The following is a 17625-nucleotide window of genomic DNA, read 5'->3' on the forward strand; positions in this document are numbered from 1 at the left end:
CCCGTCTTCCGATTGTGAGGTGGTGGTCGGGTTTCTTGCGAGGAATGCCCGAATTGCTTGTCTCGATTTCGAGCGAGCATCAGAGAAGTCGGAGCATTCCTCGAAAGGAAGTCCGACATGCGGTTCTGTTCACGTGGTCGCATCAACTGGTGGATGGGCGTCGTTGTCAGTGCCTCGCTGCTGGGGGCTTGTGGTTCGCAGGATGGGCAAACGGGCGAGGCGCGTGTCGAGGCGGAGACGGTGCGAGACGCCGTCGCGGGGGATGTGACAGTGAAGCTGTCCGCTCCGCGCCAGTCCTTGGCCGCGAGCGAGGGCGTGAGCGTGACGGTGACGCTCACCAACGTCGCGGAGGGCACGGTGCGTCTGTTGAAAAGAGACACGCCCGTGGACGGCCTCAAGGCGAGTCTCTTCGCGGTGACGGTGGACGGCGCGCCGGTGGAGTACCAGGGGCGGTACTACAAGTGGGGCCCGCCGCAGGAGAGCGACTACCTGAGCCTGGCGGCGGGGGAGAGTGTCTCGTACACGGTGGACCTCGCGGCGACCTATGACTTCTCGCGCACGGGGAACTACGGCCTGCGGTACGGCGCGGGCGTCGAAGACTCGACCGAGGGCCTGGCGGAAGTGTCTCGCTTCAGCTCGGACAGCCTGAGTCTCTTCGTCGAGGGGCGTCCCTTCGTCGACCCCGGCGCGGAGGATTCCGGCACGGTCTCCGCGATGGCGCTGACGACCGCGAACTGCAACGCGACGCGCACCACGCAGGTGACGCGGGCGTTCAACGACGCGAAGACGATGGCCAATGGCTCCGTCAGTTGGCTCAACAACCCGCCATCGCCGTACACGCGCTTCAGGACCTGGTTCGGGACATACAACGCGACGACCCGGAACCAGGTTCGCACGCACTTCAACGCCATCAAGGGAGCCTTCGACACGAAGCCGGTCATCGTGGACTGTGGTTGCTCGGACAATGTCTATGCGTATGTGTACAAGAGCCGCCCGTATCGCATCTACGTGTGCAACCTCTTCTGGTCCGCGCCGCCGACGGGGACGGACTCCAAGGCGGGCACGCTGATCCACGAGATGAGCCACTTCACGGTGGTGGCGGACACGGATGACTGGGCCTACGGCCAGAATGCTTGCAGGAACCTGGCGAACTCCAACCCCGGGCGCGCGCGCGACAACGCGGACAGCCACGAGTACTTCGCGGAGAACACGCCTCGGCAGTAGGGGCCGGATGTCCTGAGGTGAACGGGAGGCAGGGGCCCGCACCCCCTGCTTCTCCCGGCTCGGTGTCATCGTTCGCGGGCTGCTGGCTTCGCGCGGAGCTGTCTCCGTCACCCCCAGCATTCCCCGAAAGGAAGCCCGACATGCGCACCCACCGACGCGGTCGCCTCACTGGGTGGAGAGCCGTGGTCCTCAGTGCCTCGTTGTTGGGGGCTTGTGGTCCGCTGGAGGAGCGGACGGGAGCGCCCCCCGTCGACGAGAAGCCAGCACGAGACGCGGTCGCCGGAGACGTCGTCGTGACGCTGTCCACGCCGCACCCGTCGTGGGGGGCCAGCGAGAAGGTGCGCGTGACGGTGACGCTCACCAACCTGTCGAAGGACGGGGTGCGCGTGCTCGAGTGGCACACGCCCGTGGAGGGGCTGAAGGCGGACCTGTTCGCCATCACCGTGGACGGTGTGGCGGTGGAGTACCAGGGCCGGCACTACAAGTGGGCCACGCCGGTGGAGAGCGACTACCTGCGGCTGGCCGCGGGGGAGAGCGTCTCGTACCCGGTGGACCTCGGGGCCACCTATGACTTCTCGCGCACGGGCACCTACCGCGTGCGCTTCGACCCGGACGCGCACGGCGCCACCGCCTCCCAGCTGCGCTCCGACACCCTGGACCTCGTCGTGGAAGGCCGCCCCTTCGTCGACCCGGGCACGGAGCAGGCCGGGCCGGTCTCCGCCATGTCGCTGTCCACCAAGAACTGCTCGACGACCCAGACGTCCGTGGCGACGGTGGCGTACAACGAAGCGATGTCGATGTCGCAGGGAGCCCTGGGCCACTTGTTGGCCCTGTCGACGCCGTCGCCTTCACTGTTCACGCACTACGCGCTCTGGTTCGGCACCTCCACCCCGACGAATCAGAACGTGGTGCGCGCGCACTTCAATGCCATCCTGGCGGCCTTCCGGGACAAGCCCGTCGTCATCGACTGTGGTTGCACGGACAGCGCCTACGCCTACGTGTACAAGAACCAGCCCTACCGCATCTATGTGTGCAATGCCTTCTGGACCGCGCCCATGACAGGCAGGGACTCCAAGGCCGGCACGCTGATCCACGAGCTGAGCCACTTCACGGTGGTGGCGGACACGGATGACTGGGCTTTCGGTCATGACGCATGCAAGAGCCTGGCGGTCTACAATCCCTCCCGTGCGCGGGACAACGCGGACAGTCACCAGTACTTCGCGGAGAACACCCCGCTGCGGTGACAGGAAGGTCCAGGTCGGTCTCATTCCAGGAGGTGCACATGGCACGAAGGGCCGGAGGTGGGTGGGGGGCGTGGTGGGTGGTGGCGGGGTTGTCTGTCGTGGGCTGTGGACGAGAGGCGCCGGTGGAGTCCGTGCCGCCGCCTCTGGTGGTGCAGGCCCAGGGGGAGCAGTCGTATGACCCGGGCCCGGGATGGAGCCTCGCGTGGCAGGACGACTTCACGGGCACCGGCTTGAATGCGGCGAACTGGAACGTCCTGACGAGCAACTACGACCCGGTGACGGGCAACTGCAACTTCGGCACGGGCGAGCTGGAGTTCCCTCGCGCGCAGAACGTCTCGGTGAGCGGCGGCAGGCTCATCCTCACCGCGGAGCGTACGCAGGACGCACCCAATGACTCGCGCTGTGCCGGGTGGGGCGCACGCTCCTTCTACTCGGGGCGCCTCCACACCAAGGGCAAGGTGGAGCGGCGCTACGGCAAGCTGGTGGCCAGCATCAAGGTGCCCTCGGGCTACGGCATGTGGCCGGCGTTCTGGACGCTGGGGGCGAACATCTCCAGCGTGGGGTGGCCCGCGTCGGGTGAAATCGACATCCTCGAGTGGCACTCGAACGCGCCCTCCTGGATGCAGGTCGCCGCGCACTGGAGCGAGGGGGCGATGCACTGGGGCTCGGGGGCGGACCGCGGCTACAGCCTGGCGGAGGTCTTCCACCTCTACGAGCTGGAGTGGACCGCGGACCGCCTGGTGTTCCGTCTGGACAACCAGGTCCGGGCGAACGCGGACCTCGTCCACAACGCGGCGGCCTTCCAGCGCAACCACTACATCCTGCTGAACCTGGCCTTGGGTGGAAACTGGTACGGCGACCCACCGGCGAGCGCCGTCGACCTGCCGCTCGGGCAGCGCAAGACGATGGAGGTGGAGTGGGTTCGCTGGTACCAGGCGGGCAGCACGCCCGGTGGCACCGTGGCGAATCCCAGCTTCGAGTCGGACATGAGCGGCTGGTCGACCTGGAGCCCCAACGGCACCGAGGCCGCGGACTTCAGCGAGACGCACGACGGCGGGCACTCGGGCAGCTACCACCTGACGCACTGGACGAACGGCACGCCCTTCGAGGTGTGGACGTACCAGGTGGTGTCGGGCCTTCCGTCCGGCAACTACAAGGTGCGCGCGTGGGTGCGGAAGGGCGGCACCTTCGACCTGGCGCGCATCCAGGCCAAGACGTGTGCCCAGTGCGCGCCCGCCTTCACGGACCTGGGAACCTCGGGCGCATGGACCCAGGTGGAGTCGCCGGCCATCTCCGTCACCGGCGGCTCGCTGGAGGTGGGCTTCCACTCCCGCGTCACCGCGGGCAATGGCGCCAGCTTCATCCACATGGACGACGTGGAGCTGGTGCGGCTGTAGGCGCCGCGGGCTCCGGAGCTAACCCTTCCGGAGCCCCACGACCTCGCCGTAGCCGCCGGGGATGAAGAACTCGTGGGCCTCCATGCCCATGATTCGCATGGCGGTGGTGACGACGTCGGCGGAGCGGGGGACCCGCTTCGAGGGCGTCCCCGTCTCCTCGATGATGTCCACCGGGGTGCCGAGTCCGCGCGTCGTGTACGTCCCCACCTGCCGGTTGTGGGCCACGTTGCCCCCCGCGAAGACGACCGAGGTGTAGGGGTGGTGGTCGTCCGGCAGGTTGTAGCTTCCGTCATTCGCGCGCGACGCCCAGCTCCGGCCGAACTCGCTCATCACCAGCACCAGGGAGTCGTCGAGCAGCGTCTTGCCCGGCTTGCCCGGCGCGGGAGTGTTCTTCATCTCTCCCAGGAAGCGCGCGACGCAGTCCATCAGCCCGCGGCCATGCGCGCAGCTGAACGCATGCCCGCCGCCGTTGTGCGTGTCGAAGTCGAGCCGCAGCGAGACATGCAGCGACGTGCACAGGTCCGCCTTGAGCAGCCGCAGCGCCATGTCCATCCGCGGGTCCAGCCCGGTGAGGTGGAAGTTCGCGTTGCCGAACGTATAGGTGAAGGTCTCGTTCAGGTAGTTCGCCAGGTACGCGGGGCGGTTCGTCTTCAGTGAGTCGATGCCCTTGGTGCGCTCCAGCAAGGACACGACATCCGTCGCCAGCACGCGCGAGACGGACGACAGCGAGCCATGCAGGCCGTCCAGGTAGTTGTCCACCTTCGCCGTCGAGCGGCCCATCAGGGGCTGGGCGCGCCCCAACGCGTAGCGCTCCACCGCGGTCGTCTTCAGGGTGGCGCCGGTGGGCTTGCCCTTCGCATCCAGCTCCGGGCCTTCCGTGCGCGCGTCCAGGCCGGTCCACCAGGCGTTGTCCGTGGGCTTGCCGGAGAGCATCGGCTTGAGCGCGTCGATGGAGGGCACCCCCACGGGCGACGCATGTGACGGCAGCCCCATGCCGGCGGGGACGCCTCGCTCTCCGGAGACCACCACGAACGGGAGCGGCCGGGTCTCCCGGTGCCGCGCGTACAGGTGGTTCGCGATGATGGCGTGCATCGCGGGCGCGCGGTAGTCCGCTCCCGCGACGCCACACATCGCGGAGATGAAGGCGCTCGAGTGGTCGTTCGTCCCCTGGTCGATGCCGTGCAGCACGCTGAGCTGCTCATGCAGCGCGAAGTGCTGATAGCCGTACATGAGCGGGCTGAAGGCGCCGCGCGCCGCGGGGTTCGCGGGGTCCCACGACTGCCACGTGCGCAGCGGCTTGTACGGCCCGTTGGGTGTCCCCAGGCTCACCAGCTTGCTCGCGTCGAAGAAGACGGGCTCGCTGAGGTAGCCCGCGGACGGAGGGACGCAGAGCGGAATCTCCGCGTCCTCCATCGGCGTGAAGTAGTACGCGGGACGGAAGCCGCCCGGGACGTAGAGCACCACCAGGCGGGAGGGGAGGTCCGGCTCGGCGGCCTGGGCCAGGCCCGAGCCGAGCAGCCCCGCGCGCTCGAGGAGCGCCAGCTGTCCGGCTCCGAGGGCCCACTTGAGCAAGGTGCGTCGAGAAGTGTTCGGCATGGGGTCCTCGGCTCAGTAGGTGATCCACAGCGGGTGACGGATGAGCGCCGCGCAGGTGCCCACCCAGGCCAGTCGTGTGCTCTGCGCTTCGAGCGGGAGGTAGACCTGTTCGTAGAGCGCCTTCAGCTCCGCGTCCGAGGGCGGCTGTCCCAGCATGCGCAGGTAGAGGCCGCGCAGGTTCTTCTGCACCGCGTCCGGGTTCTTGGCGGAGGTGTCCGCGAGGGTGACGAAGCGCAGCACCGCCTTGTTGTTCTGCTTGTCCACCGCGCGTCCGCACCAAGCCTGGGACATCTGGACCAAGGCCTGCGCCGCGGAGGGGCCGAAGGAGGGGTCCTTCTTGCGGTACTCCAGGGAGTTGCCGCCTCCCAGCGCCTCGAAGCGCTCGGCGGTGCGCGAGTCGGAGACGTACTCACCGGAGATGCCCGGGGCCCAGTCCCCGGGCCACACGAAGAACTTGTTCCAGTTCACCACGTAGGCCCGGTTGCGCCAGTCGGGGTTGCTCGTGCTGACGAAGTCCTCGAGCGTGAGGCCCAGCTGGCTCATCAGGCTCACCACCATCTCCTCGGCCGTCAGCCGGCGCACGCGGAACTCAGCGGGGGAGGGCGTGTCCATGGGCGCGGGAGGCGCCTTCAGGTCCCGAATCCACGCCTTCACCTGCGCGATGGTCATCGTCACCCGGCCGCTGGAGACGAGCTGCTCGTACGGCTGTCCCGGGGGCATCTGGGCGTAGCTGCCGGGCGCGGTGCCCTCGAGCATCTGGATGAGGAGGCTGCCGTCCGGGTCCCCCCGCTTCACGAACCGCTCGTTGTAGACGAGGCCGCTCTCGAAGGCGGCGAGCGAGGCGAAGAACGGCTTGTTGCCGTTGACGTGGCAGCCCTCGCAGGCGGGCGCGAGCGCGAGGCGGACCGCGTCGTTGTCGTTCTCCGGAGCGCAGGTGCCGCCGCCTCCCGCGTCAGGGGGCCCGTCGTTCCTGTTCTGGTAGGAGCTGTCACCGAAGCAAGCGCCCTGGGTGAGCGCGAGCACGGCCAGCACAAGGGCCTTCATCCTCCACTGGGGTGCGTGCATCACAGGCCCCTCCGCAGCTCGGACTGCTCGAAGAGATGGCGGAGGAAGGGCCGGAGCTTGCGCTCACCCGCGACGAACTCCTTCGCGAGCTTGTCGATGAAGCCCTTCTCCGTGGCCGGGTTCAGCTCCCGGCCGATGAACATCGCGTAGACCTTCCGCGCGACACACCGGTCGAACTCACCGGAGCGCACCAGCAGCTTGCCGAAGCCCAGCGGGCCCATGGTGCCGTCGCCGTGCTCACCCAGCAGTGTGTACGACTCCGGCATCGTGTCGAGCAGCACCGCCTCCGGGTTCTCCTTGAGCTGCTCCGGGGTGACGGGCGTCAGCACGGTGTTGGGCAGGAAGGCGTTCTTCCACCGCAGGCCCGGCGCGGTGCCGGTGTGCGGGTAGCGGCCGGAAATCCACTCCGCGGTGACGCGCTGGTTGCCCACGCCGCCGATGAACGGCCAGGGGACGTAGTAGCTGGGGAACGGCGTGAAGTCCCAGCGCTTGAAGGCGATGGCCGCGGGGTCCAGCGTCTTGTGGCAGTGCAGGCAGGTGCCGCCCGTCGCCGGGTCTATCTCCAGCGGCGGGAAGTGCACGTCGGCGGGGGGCGGCGAGAAGTTCTGGCAGGCGAAGATCTCCAGGAAGCGCGCGGCCCGGACCCGCTCGCGGGGGAACGAGGACATCGACCCCATCATGGTGAGGACCCCCGCCGCGGGCAGGCCCAGGGGCGCGTCCTTCGTCGTGCGCGGGTCGAAGCGATAGGTGCGCTCCAGGCTGCCGGAGCGCGACTTGTCGGCGGTGAGCGAGAGGTGGAACGGCTCCAGCTCCTCCACCACGAACTCGCGCCAGGCCTGGGGGTCGTTCGGCGTCGGGTGCAGCGGGTCTCGCGGGGCGTTGCCCGAGTCCGGCCGCCACCAGGTGGTGTTCGCGTCCACCACGTTGCTGCCCATCTGCCGGCCGAAGCGGATGTACAGCGCTCGCAGCCAGTTGGTTCCGACCGAGTAGTTGCCGACCACGAGGTCGGAGAGGGGCCGGTCATGCCACGCGAGGTGCGCGAACAGGCGCGCGGGCTCCTCGTAGGGGTGGCGGCGCTGGCCGTTGAGGCTCCCGGTGCCCGAGGAGCCCAGGCCCGCGAGTGGAGAGCACCACATGAGGTTGGGGCCACAGCCGCAGCCCTTCAGGATGCTCGGGTCGTAGTAGCCGCCGGAGGCGACGCCACAGTCCAGCGTCTTCCCGCTGGTGGCATCGACAATCTCCTGGATGTCGGAGCCCGCGAGGCCCAGCACCTGGACGGTGGTGCCGGGGGCCCACCAGGGCTCGACGGTGTGGACCTGGGGCACGGCGGGGTTGCCGGCCACGTCCTTGTCGGCACACTGCAGGCCCGGGTCCTTGTTCGGGCCGAACTCGTTGACGGAGTAGTAAGCGCCCGGGTGCAGGGAGTTGTCGGCGCACCGGTGCAGGTGGCCGGACATGTCGCCCTGGTAGGCATCCCCGCTGGCGCCCGTGGTGTAGGCGCCCACGGCAATCCACTCGTGGCCGAAGCGCAGCATCCGCTCGTAGAACTTCGGCGAGGCGAGCACCTCGTCGAGCGTCGAGCGGAGCAGCGCGGTCCGGGCCTCGGGGGAGGCTGCGGCGGCCATGGCCTCGTACTGCTCGAACGTCGGCGTCGACCCCGTGAGCCCGAGCACGATGCGGCGCAGCACGCGCGTGTCGCTCATCGCGTCCTTGGGGGGCTCCCCTGGTGTGGAGGGCTCGGGACGAGGCTCACATTGCTGCGCATGCGCGTCGGGAACGACAGGCCCGGACAGCGCGAACAGCACGGCCGCGAGGGCCGCGCTCTTCTGGTGCAGGTGCCAGTGCATACATGCGACAATAGCAGCAATTGAAACGACAAAGTACGGGGAGTGATGTCTGTCATTCCGCGAGAATGCGGGGTGGACTCCCCTCTACACCTCTTGGACTTCGGTGCCGCGAGCCCCCCGGGACGGGGCTCTGGGACAGAAGCAGGGGAGGGCCCGGAGGACCTCCCCCGCTCGTGCCGCCGCTACTTGAAGCAGAGAGTGGTTGTCGTCAGCACATCGGTCCGCTTGACGAGCTCGACTGTCTTGCAGGACTCCCCGGGGCCGCAGGAGTCATTGTTCTCACAGCGGCGGTGGCACTGACGGTCGCCCTTCTCCTCCTGGCAATAGAGGTTCCCATTCGAGGAGGGGGGGCCACAGACCTGGCTGACGTAGCACTCCTCCTGGGCATCGGCGCACGCGTCGGTGAAGGAGCAGGCGGCAAGGGAGGACCGGGGGGCGTCGTCGCCACAGCCGGGGGTGAACAAGAGGCAGAGCAGGCTCAACAGTCGCAGTCGCATCGGGTCCCAAGGGAAAAGGGGTTCCCCTGTATACGACGTCGGAGGCCGAAGCTGGCTCTGGGCTTCATCCGAGGGCCTCCGTGATATGCCTTGGACACGTTGGATGTCTGTCATTCCACGGCCAGGGGTTGCATGCGAACGCTCCAGATTCCCACCAGGGTGCAGCGGACCGCGTCCAGTCTCGGACCCGAGGGCGAGGCGTGGTTGGCGGGCCTGCCCGAGCGGGTCGCGCGACTCGAGGCGCGCTGGGCCATCACGGTCGGCGAGGTGCTCGAGGGAGGAAGCGCGGCGTTTGTCGCGAGGGCCCGGAGGACACCTGGCGAGGAGGTCGTCCTCAAGGTCGCGCTTCCGGACCCACGGCTCCCCGCCCAGGCCCGGGTGCTCGAGCTCGCGCGGGGGCAGGGCTACGCGCGATTGCTCCAGGTCGACCTCGCGGAGCATTCGCTCCTGCTCGAAGCGCTGGGCCCCACCCTGGAGCAGCTCGCGTTGCCCGTGGAGCGGCAGCTGGACCTCCTGTGCGAGCTGCTTGTCCGCGCCTGGGAGGTGCCGACCTGGGAGCCTCGGACGCGGGAGGTGGCGGAAGCGAAGGCGCGGGAGCTGCACACGCTGGTGAGCCGATGGTGGGTGCAATGCGGCCGCCCCTGCTCGGCGCGGGTGTTCGAACAGGCGCTGCGCTTCGCCGAGCACCGCGCCGCCCAGGCGGAGCCAGGGCGCCTGGTGGTGGCCCATGGCGACCCGCATCCCGCGAACGCGCTTCGCGTCCGCCCGCCGCGTGTTGATGCGGAGCCTGGCTTCCTCTTCATCGACCCGGACGGGCTTCACGTCGAGCCCGCGTATGACCTGGGCGTCGTCCTGCGCGACTGGTGCTCGGAGTTGCTCGCGGGAGACGCCATGGCGGTGGCGCGGACGTACTGCCAGCGCCTCGCGCGCAACACCGGCGTCGACGCGCAAGCCCTCTGGGAGTGGGGCTACCTCGAGCGTGTGTCGACGGGGCTCTACCTGTCGACGCAGGACAGGGAGCTCGGGCGTCCCTTCCTCGCGACGGCCGAGCTCCTCGTCGATTGACCTGGGAGGTCCGCGCTACGGGGTCGACGCAGCCGTCACCGGCCGGTGGGCATCGAGCGCCATGTAGATTTCGAACCACGTCAGATACGTGCGCCACGCCGGGTCGCGCTGGTCGAGCAGGGAGCGACGTGCCTGGCTCATGCGCCCCGGTGCGTCGAAGGGCATCGTCGCGCCGCCGTTCGAGTGCAGCTGCGCCGCGAACCACAGCACATCCAACTGGCCGGCATCGACCGGAGCATGCGTGCGCGCCATCAGCGAGTCCGCGTGCTCCAGCGCCTTGCCCAGCCACCGCGCCGCCTGCGCCGGGTCCTGCCGGTCCACCGCGTTCTCCGCCAGTCGCATCTCCGCCAGCGTCACGGCGCGGATGTCCTCATCCCGGTCCAGCTGGTCGAACTGGTCCAGGAACAACGCTCGCCGTTGCTCGAGCGCCCGTGCGGCGGCATCCAGCCGCCCGAGCCGCGTCTCCGCGTTCGCCCGCAGGCCGGAGGCGATGATTCGGTAGGTGCGCTGCACGTGCTCGGGCGTGGAGCGCGACCACTTCAGCGCGGCTCGCACCTCGGGCGTCGCCAGGTCTCGCTCCACCTGGTCCAGGTCCTCCAACGTGCGTTGTGGTTGCCCCATCCCCAGCGCCGCCGCACAGCGGGCCAGCCGCACCACCAGCCGGTTGCGCAGCCCTTCCTCGTCGCGAGGGCTCGCCTCCACGATGGGCATCTCCCGGTCATAGAGCGCCAGCGCGCGCTCGAACCTGCCGGCGGCGAGGTTGTAGAGCGCCGCGCGGTCCGCCACCAACGTGGCGAACCGGGCCAGCTTCGGCGCCGCGTCCACCATCGCCAGGGCCTGGTCCGCCGCCTTCGCCGCCTCCTCCTCACGCCCGACATGCAGGAGCGCTCGCGCCCGAGCCATCGAGACCGCCAGCCCCGCCCAGTTGTCCACATAGGGCAGCTTGTCTCGCTGCTCCAGATAGCCGAGGGCGATGTGGAAGTTGCCCACCTGCGTGTGCAGCATCCCCAGCGCGCCGAGAATCATCGCCTTGTAGCGGACGTTGCTCCGCATCAGGTCCAACGCGACCATGTAGTGCCGGTTGGCGCGCTCCGCGGAGGCGGGCGTCCGGCTCCGGAGGAAGTCCTCGTGGTGGATGGCACCCAGGAGCGCCTGCACCGCGCGCTGGTTCTTGAGCTCTGGCCACGCCGAGCGCAGCTCCTTCACCGCCGCCTTCACCGCCAGGGCATGCGCCTTGTCATCCTCCAGCTTGGGGAGCTGGCGCGCCATGACGTAGGCCTTCACGAAGTGCGTGAGCGGCCTGGCCATGGTCGCCGAGGTGGTGGTGACCTCCTTCTCCACGACCTCGGGGGCGACTCCCGCGCGCAGGCGCAGGTTCACCGACTCGACGGCGCTCTCCAGCGAGCCCGTCCGCTGCGTCACGAGGTCGAAGTCCGCGCGGGCTTCGTCCTTCTTCTGCCGCGCCAGCCTGCGATAGGCGCGCCCCATCATCGCGCGGCGGAACAGCCGCTCGGCCCTGCGTCGCTCCTCGGTGGCGGCGGGGGCATCGTCGACATAGAGCGTGGCCAGGGCCTCCAGCACTCCGTCCGCGCCCAGCCCCGAGGCCCGCTCGACGGCGTCCTGCACCAACGCGCGTCGGCGCAGCGGGTCCTGCTGCTGGCGATAGAACGCCACCAGCGCCTCACGGACCTGACGGGGCGGCCGCTCCTCGTGTATCGCATTGACGTGCCGCCCCAGCTCCAGGGCGAACGCGTAGGCGGAGCCCTCGGGCGCGGTGGTCAGCGCCTCCGCCATCGCGGCATCCGCCTCCGCGTAGGGCCGCCCCCGGTAGAGCGCGGCGACAGCGGCGCGCGCGAAGTCGAGCTGGTCGTCCGCCGGGAAGGTCTTGTGCTGGGAGAACCGGCGACCCAGGTCGACCAGGGCCGCGCGGTCATCGAGCTTGCGGTACAGCGAGTCCGCCTGGTCGTAATAGGCCTCCAGCACGCCCCGCGGTGTGTTGTCGGCGAGCTGCGCCGACTCCAGCTCCCGCCGTGCCCGCGTGAAGTCACCCGAGGACTCCGCCATCTCACTGCGGACCACGTGCTGGAGGACCGCCGTGGGAGGACTGGCCGCGACGGCGGGGGACAGCGCCTCCAGCCGCTCGCGCTCGGCCTCGCTCAGCTCATCCACCATGCGACCGCGCTCGCGCTCCTTCATCGCCCGCCGGTGGTCGATGAGGATGCGCAGGGGCTCTTCCAGCCCCAAGGTGGCGGGGTCACTCACCCTGGCCATCTGGTCGGCATAGAACTTCGCCGCGCTGAAGTCCTCGAAGGCCAGGTGAAGCCGGCTCAGGCGCATCATCAACAGCCGGCGCAGCCGGGGACGCGTCTCCAGCAACATGCGATGGCGATAGAGCAGGAGCAGGTCCGCGCGCCGTCCGGCCATCTTCAGCTCGTCGCTGATGCGCCGCGCCTCCCAGGTGCTGGGGACCTGTCCATCCAGCGGCAGTTGATACACATCCAACGACTGCGAGCGCGAGCACGTCGCGATGAGGGCGGCGGTCGCGGGCGATGGGTACTGACAGTTCCAGGACTCGCTGGTGAGCTGCACGGGGCTGGAGGCCACGGCCTGCTCGGGCGCGTCGTCGCGCTCCGGCGCGAAGGGCACGCGGAACAGCACCCCGGTGTCGCTGGCGTCAATCACGCCATCCGCGTTGGAGTCGGTGAAGAACTGCACGACGTACAGGAAGCGCCCATCGCGAGAGAACACCGGCTGGCCGGTCTGCCCCGGCAGGTCCAGCTCCAGCGGGATGGGGGCCGCGCCCGGACGGTCCAGCCGCAGCGCCTCCAGATGCGCCGAGGCCCGCGCGGCGAAGCCAGGTCCCACGGCCTTCACGGAGCGCTCGACGGGCACGTACACCAGCCACCGCCCATCGGGGGTGAGCGTCGGGCTGGTCAGGTTGCGCTCGACGAGTGGCTTCACGCTCCACTCGCGCCCCATCGTCACCCGCGACAGCCGCAGGTCGCCCTGGATGGTCGTTCGACTCACCAACGCGACCTGGGACGAGTCAATCCACTCCGCCTGCAAGGCGCTGGCGTCATCCGCGAGGCAGCGGCGCTCATCCGCCGCGGGCAGGTTCCGCACGCACAGCTGGCCACCGGCCTGGTCCCGGAACGAGATGTAGAGCAGGTGCTTCCCGTCGGGGCTGATGCGCGGCCAGGTCACCTCGGCGCCTTCGTCGAAGAGGCGGCGCTCTCGGCCCTGCTCCAGGTCCTGGGAGTAGATCTCCGTCGCGATGTTGCGGTTGGACGCGAAGAACAGCGTGTTGCCATCCGGGCTCAGCTGCCCCAGGAACTGGTCTCCCACGCCCACGGTGAGCCGGGTGGGCGTGCGCAGTCCGCCGTCATTCTCGTCATCCTGCGCCTGGGCGCCGCTCGCGACGAGCAGGGCCAGGACCCAGGACCACGGCCCGCGAGGCGTCAGCACTTCTTCTCTCCCCAGGTGCCGTCCGCGGCCTCCACCCACCCTCCGCAGACCACGCCCTCCGCGTGCACCTTCTGCCAGCTCTGGCGCAGCGCCTCCTCGGGCACGCCCGGGCGGACCGTCCCCATCCACTTCCAGAGCTGGAGCCGGGCCCGGTTCACCCGCTCCACCAGGGCGACGTCGTCCGGCATCAGCCGCCCCGTCTGGCAGCGGCGGCGGGTGTCCGCCAGGAGCCCGTCCTTGCCCTCACCCACGCAGTGGCGCCGCAGCAGCTCGTCCACGCGGTCCGCCTGCGTCCGGCCGAGGTTCTCGACCAGGGGCGGGGGCTGCATGCCCAGCTCCTCCAGCTGGTTGGGCGTGAGCGGCACGGGCGTGGGGTTCATCGCCGCGCGCGCCAGCCGTTGCTCCACGTCCCTGAACGAGCCGGAGGCCTGTTCCTCGAGCGCCGTCGCGCGGTCCACCATGACGATTTCCGGCGCGCTGATGCAGCCGGAAGCGGCGAGCGCGGCGAGCAGCGGCAACCCGCGGTGTTTCATGGCGTGGCCTCCAAGGGGGGCATGGATTTGAGGAGCTGATCGACGATGGGCCCCATGGGGATGCCCCGGATCTCGTCGATGCTGACCAGCCGCGCCAGCCCGCCCATGGTGATGCTGAGGCTGCCGAAGCCGTGGTTGAAGTTCACGCGCACGTGCTCGGGGTATCCCAGCCGCAAGGCATAGCGGACGCGGTTGGTGGCGGGGTCCACCTGCCGAGGGTCTTCCAAGTCGAGCAGGTCGAGCAGGTGCCGGTTGCCGATGCGGAGAATCTCCGCGCGCCCGTTGACGCTGCGGTCCTTGGCGGAGATGACCACGGCGGCGTTGCCATCGAAGGGCTCGCCTCGGGAGGACTGCACGCCGGTGGCGCGAACGCGCGCTTCGAGCGTGGAGTGTCTGCCCTGCCAGTCGAGCAACCACTGCCCGGTGATGCGCCCGCCGCGCACGCCCATCTCCAGCTGTGTCATGGAGACCAGGTTCTGGTTGATGGCCAGGTTGCCCGCCATCGGCGCGATGGAGAGCTGCGGCGTGGTGATGCGCGTCGCGGACACGAAGCCGCTGCGCTCGAGCAGCGGGTGCTGGTCGGCGAAGCGCAGCATCGGGTACGGGTTCATGTTGACGTCGCTCGTCAGCCGCAGCTGTCCGTCGACGAACTCGATGTTCTCCGTGAGCGGGACGTTTCCCTCGAGCCCCTCGACGGCGATGCCCTTCTCGGGCAGCCGGACATTCACGTTCTGGAGGAGCAGGCTGGAGAACGTCCGGAAGACCACGAGGTCGGGGGAGGCGACGCGGAACTCGACGGAGACCTTGCCGCTGCTCTCCAACTGGTCGGGCCGCGCGAGCTTGGACAGGTCCTGCGCGAGCTCGCCTCGGAGCGCCAGCCGGCGCCGCTCGTCGCTGAGGTCCAGCCGGCCTCGCACCTTCAGCTCGGTGCTCGTGCCCGGGTTGGACAGCTGGAAGTCGGGGACGTGGACCACGCCCGACGTCTTCCGCCGCGCGGTGAAGGACAGCGCCAGGTCCTGGACCGGATAGGGCAGGGCGGGCTTCTGCTCGAGCGAGCGCGCCTTCAGGTTCTGCGTCACCGCGATTTCGTCCGAGTCCCACGGCAGGGCGAAGTCCGCGGTGGTGTCACTGGCGAGGTCCGCGAAGGACAGCCGGCGGTCATGCATGCCGACGGTGAGCTTCTCCGCTGTCAGGTTGCTGCGGACGTTCCGCTTCGCCCCTTCTCCGTGGGAGTCGATGCGCCAGTGAATCGCGGGGATGTTGATGAAGAGGACGTCATCCCTCCATCGGATGCCGCGTGCATCCAGCTCGACATGGCCCTCGTAGGCAGCGGACTTCTGGAGGTCCTTCGCGAGCACGAGGTCGCCCTCGGAGGAGATGTCCGAGATGACGCCGAGCAGGGTGCCATGCAAATCGAGCTTCAGCGCGAACCGCGAGGACTCCATCGCGGCGGGTACGCGGAAGCGGGCCAGCAGCGGGGACAGCTTCCCGAGGGGCGGAAGGTCCGCGGTCACATCGGCGCGCAGCGCTCGGGCCTTCCGGTCGAAGGACAGCGCGGCGTCGACGGTCGCCATCACCCCCGCCTTGCTGGTGACGCCCAGACGGACGGACGGCTTGCGGCGGTCGACGTCCAGGGTGAAGGTCTGGTGTTGGGTCCCAATCTCGAGCGTCCCCGCGCGCAGCCCCTCGGCCCGGACGTCCAGCTCGCCCTGGTGGCGCCAGGCGTCTCCGCGTGAGCGCAGTACGAGCGCGACGCTGCTGGCCACGACATCGTCCCAGGTGGGCCGCTGCAGGCGCAGCTCCGTCTGGTGGTCCACGCGGGGCGCCGCGGAGAAGAGGGCGGACGCGGTGCCCTTGGAGGTGAGGCCCACGGCCAGGTCCTTCCAGCCCAGGCGCGCGGCGATGTCGTCGGGCAGGAAGGGACGCGCGACGACGAGGTCGGGCGTCTGGACCTCCAGCGCGTACGCCACGTCCGTGGCGCCCTTGGTGGCGTTCAGCGTCGCGTGCATGTCGCCCACGTCGAGCGTCAGGGCTCCACGCGCGCGGCTGAGCCGAGGGTCTTCCCGATGCGGGAACACGTCCGAGGCGTCGAGCTTCACGTGCATGGGCCCCTCGAGCACCTCGCGCCCATCCGCCGTGACGACGTGCAGCTCACCCACGGGAAGGTCCGCGCTCAAGATGAACGGAGGCTCTCCGACCAGCGGCGCCTTGAACTGGAGCTTCAGCCGCTCGGCCTTCGCGCGGAGTCCTCCCGCGAGGGCATCCAGGGAGGGCACGTGGGCTGTCAGCGTCGCGTCCCCCGCGAAGCCGAGCGCGGAGGCGGGCTCGGGCCGGAGCTGGTGGCCCTCGAGTTCTCCATGGGCCTTCGGGACATGCAGCGTGGTGGGGCCGTCGACCGCGAGCCCTTGGAGCGTGAAGGCCACTTGCGCGGCCAGTCCCCGAGGCGTGTCCGGGGTCGCCACGACGGAGACGCGTCCACTCCCGAGGGCCACCTGAAGCGCGTCCTGGGTCATCCGGAGCGAGGAGACCTCGACGTCCAGGCCGAGCTTGCCCTGCGCTCCGAGCGTTGGAAGGGCGCTCAGCGTGACGTCCCGCGCATCCAGATGGGCCTTGCCACGTTCGAGCGCGACGGGACGCAGCTCGGGAGGGATGGCTTGCAGCAGCCGGGCGAGGTCGACATCGGCGAGCGCCTTCGTCACGAGCACCGGCACCTCCGCCGCGTCGGGGAGCACCGCGAGGACTTCGACGTGGGTGCTGTCGGTGACCTGCGTGCGCTCCAGCTCGAGGACGGTCTGTTGCTTCTCCGCATCGAACCTCGCGATGGCGGAGCCGTGCAGCAAGGGGCGGACGGTGAAGCGCGCGTCAAAGGACTGGCGGACGACGTCGAGGTCCACCCGCACGCGCGCCTCCGTGGCTCCGGCCTCGAGTGACAGGGCGAGCTCCAGCGCGGCGTCACCGGTGGGCTCGGTGGAACCTTGTCGGCTCAGCGCCAGGGGCAGCGGCGTCCCGGGCTGTCCCAGATTCGCGAAGAGCTTCCAGGCTCCCTCCTGTTGCTTCGCTTCGACGAGGGCCGCGAGCCCGTCCAGGGACCAGCGCTCCACCACGTCGCCGTTGCGCACGCGGAGGTACTTCAACGACACACCCGACACTTCAATCTTCCCGACGGGTGGCGCCGAGGCCAGGAAGGCCGCGAGCTGACGCGAGGTCCCGAGCGAAGGCTCCGCGGGCACCGGCTCGGATGGAGTCGTGGACCCGCTCAGCGCGGTGAGGGACGTGGGGCCCGCGTCGTCGGCCACGAGGGTGAGCGCCACCTCGCGCACGGCCACCCGCTCGACCCGCGTGGGGCCTCCGAGGAGGGAGCCCAGGGACCACTGCGCCTCGACGGTGCCGATGCGCAAGAGTTCGGGGGCGGCGCCTTGAAGCGGCGCGGGCGTTCGCACCACGAGCCCTTCGATGCGCAGCCCCGAGAGCAGCGCGACCCGCGCCGTCCGATAGTCGAGCTGTACACCCGTGGCGGCTTCCACCCGAGGGAGGATTTGTTGCTTCAGCCCGGGGTGGTCGAGGTGGTGGAGCGCGACCACCGTCGCGGCCAGCGCGAGCGTGAAGAGGCCGACGAGTCCCAGGAGCACACCAGCGAGGGGGCGAACCCATCGCCGACGAGGCCTGTCTGCTTGGGGAGAGTCCATGGTGCT

At 69.6% G+C, this 17625-nt stretch carries 11 protein-coding genes; 4 read left to right on the forward strand and 7 right to left on the reverse strand.

What is annotated here, in order from left to right:
- Positions 1–117 precede the first annotated feature (117 nt).
- From MYSTI_RS12250 to MYSTI_RS12260, 3 genes are all read left to right on the forward strand, one after another.
- The gene (locus MYSTI_RS12250; RefSeq protein ID WP_015348067.1) at positions 118–1224 is read left to right on the forward strand and encodes a M35 family metalloendopeptidase; all 1107 of its coding nucleotides are present in this window, start codon (positions 118–120) and stop codon (positions 1222–1224) included.
- Positions 1225–1406: 182 nt separating this feature from the next.
- Positions 1407–2468 carry a M35 family metallo-endopeptidase gene (locus tag MYSTI_RS12255; protein WP_233278246.1) on the forward strand — a complete coding sequence of 354 codons (1062 nt, stop codon included), beginning with the start codon at positions 1407–1409 and terminating at the stop codon, positions 2466–2468.
- 38 nt (positions 2469–2506) lie between these two features.
- A complete protein-coding gene (locus MYSTI_RS12260) occupies positions 2507–3865 on the forward strand; it encodes a glycoside hydrolase family 16 protein (protein ID WP_015348069.1) in 1359 nt (452 codons plus the stop codon).
- Positions 3866–3883: 18 nt separating this feature from the next.
- On the opposite strand, the gene MYSTI_RS44120 is transcribed toward MYSTI_RS12260, so the two are convergent.
- From MYSTI_RS44120 to MYSTI_RS12285, 4 genes are all read right to left on the reverse strand, one after another.
- Positions 3884–5461 (reverse strand): DUF1501 domain-containing protein, encoded by a 1578-nt coding sequence (locus tag MYSTI_RS44120; protein ID WP_015348070.1) that lies wholly within the window; start codon positions 5459–5461, stop codon positions 3884–3886.
- A gap of 12 nt (positions 5462–5473) precedes the next feature.
- On the reverse strand, positions 5474–6526 hold the full coding sequence (locus tag MYSTI_RS12275) for a hypothetical protein (RefSeq protein ID WP_015348071.1): 1053 nt from the start codon (positions 6524–6526) through the stop codon (positions 5474–5476).
- Complete coding sequence (locus MYSTI_RS12280; RefSeq protein ID WP_015348072.1) at positions 6526–8373, reverse strand: DUF1549 domain-containing protein; 1848 nt, start codon at positions 8371–8373, stop codon at positions 6526–6528. The genes MYSTI_RS12275 and MYSTI_RS12280 overlap by 1 nt, the downstream gene beginning before the upstream one ends.
- 182 nt (positions 8374–8555) lie before the next feature.
- Positions 8556–8870 (reverse strand): hypothetical protein, encoded by a 315-nt coding sequence (locus MYSTI_RS12285; RefSeq protein WP_015348073.1) that lies wholly within the window; start codon positions 8868–8870, stop codon positions 8556–8558.
- Between the two features lie 132 nt (positions 8871–9002).
- Between MYSTI_RS12285 and MYSTI_RS12290 the strand changes: the two genes are divergently transcribed.
- Positions 9003–9935: an aminoglycoside phosphotransferase family protein gene (locus MYSTI_RS12290; RefSeq protein WP_015348074.1), complete on the forward strand. Its 933-nt coding sequence runs from the start codon at positions 9003–9005 to the stop codon at positions 9933–9935.
- Between the two features lie 15 nt (positions 9936–9950).
- On the opposite strand, the gene MYSTI_RS12295 is transcribed toward MYSTI_RS12290, so the two are convergent.
- The 3 genes from MYSTI_RS12295 to MYSTI_RS12305 are packed head-to-tail and all read right to left on the reverse strand — an operon-like array spanning position 9951 to position 17619.
- A complete protein-coding gene (locus MYSTI_RS12295; RefSeq protein ID WP_015348075.1) occupies positions 9951–13400 on the reverse strand; it encodes a TolB-like translocation protein in 3450 nt (1149 codons plus the stop codon).
- A complete protein-coding gene (locus MYSTI_RS12300) occupies positions 13394–13933 on the reverse strand; it encodes a DUF1318 domain-containing protein (protein WP_015348076.1) in 540 nt (179 codons plus the stop codon). Before MYSTI_RS12300 ends, MYSTI_RS12295 begins: the two co-directional genes overlap by 7 nt.
- Positions 13930–17619, reverse strand: a complete 3690-nt coding sequence (locus MYSTI_RS12305) for an AsmA family protein (protein WP_015348077.1) — start codon at positions 17617–17619, stop codon at positions 13930–13932. The genes MYSTI_RS12300 and MYSTI_RS12305 overlap by 4 nt, the downstream gene beginning before the upstream one ends.
- Between the last annotated feature and the right edge of the window lie 6 nt (positions 17620–17625).

Origin of the sequence: Myxococcus stipitatus DSM 14675 (genome assembly GCF_000331735.1) — a bacterium.
GTDB classification, from domain to species: domain Bacteria; phylum Myxococcota; class Myxococcia; order Myxococcales; family Myxococcaceae; genus Myxococcus; species Myxococcus stipitatus.

What these genes read in the sequence shown, in the direction of transcription:
- MYSTI_RS12250 (WP_015348067.1), top strand. Translation starts at nt 118, where the DNA reads ATGCGGTTCTGTTCACGTGGTCGCATCAACTGGTGGATGGGCGTCGTT.
- MYSTI_RS12260 (WP_015348069.1), top strand. Translation starts at nt 2,507, where the DNA reads ATGGCACGAAGGGCCGGAGGTGGGTGGGGGGCGTGGTGGGTGGTGGCG.
- MYSTI_RS44120 (WP_015348070.1), bottom strand. Translation starts at nt 5,461, where the DNA reads ATGCCGAACACTTCTCGACGCACCTTGCTCAAGTGGGCCCTCGGAGCC.
- MYSTI_RS12275 (WP_015348071.1), bottom strand. Translation starts at nt 6,526, where the DNA reads ATGCACGCACCCCAGTGGAGGATGAAGGCCCTTGTGCTGGCCGTGCTC.
- MYSTI_RS12280 (WP_015348072.1), bottom strand. Translation starts at nt 8,373, where the DNA reads ATGCACTGGCACCTGCACCAGAAGAGCGCGGCCCTCGCGGCCGTGCTG.
- MYSTI_RS12285 (WP_015348073.1), bottom strand. Translation starts at nt 8,870, where the DNA reads ATGCGACTGCGACTGTTGAGCCTGCTCTGCCTCTTGTTCACCCCCGGC.
- MYSTI_RS12290 (WP_015348074.1), top strand. Translation starts at nt 9,003, where the DNA reads ATGCGAACGCTCCAGATTCCCACCAGGGTGCAGCGGACCGCGTCCAGT.
- MYSTI_RS12300 (WP_015348076.1), bottom strand. Translation starts at nt 13,933, where the DNA reads ATGAAACACCGCGGGTTGCCGCTGCTCGCCGCGCTCGCCGCTTCCGGC.
- MYSTI_RS12305 (WP_015348077.1), bottom strand. Translation starts at nt 17,619, where the DNA reads ATGGACTCTCCCCAAGCAGACAGGCCTCGTCGGCGATGGGTTCGCCCC.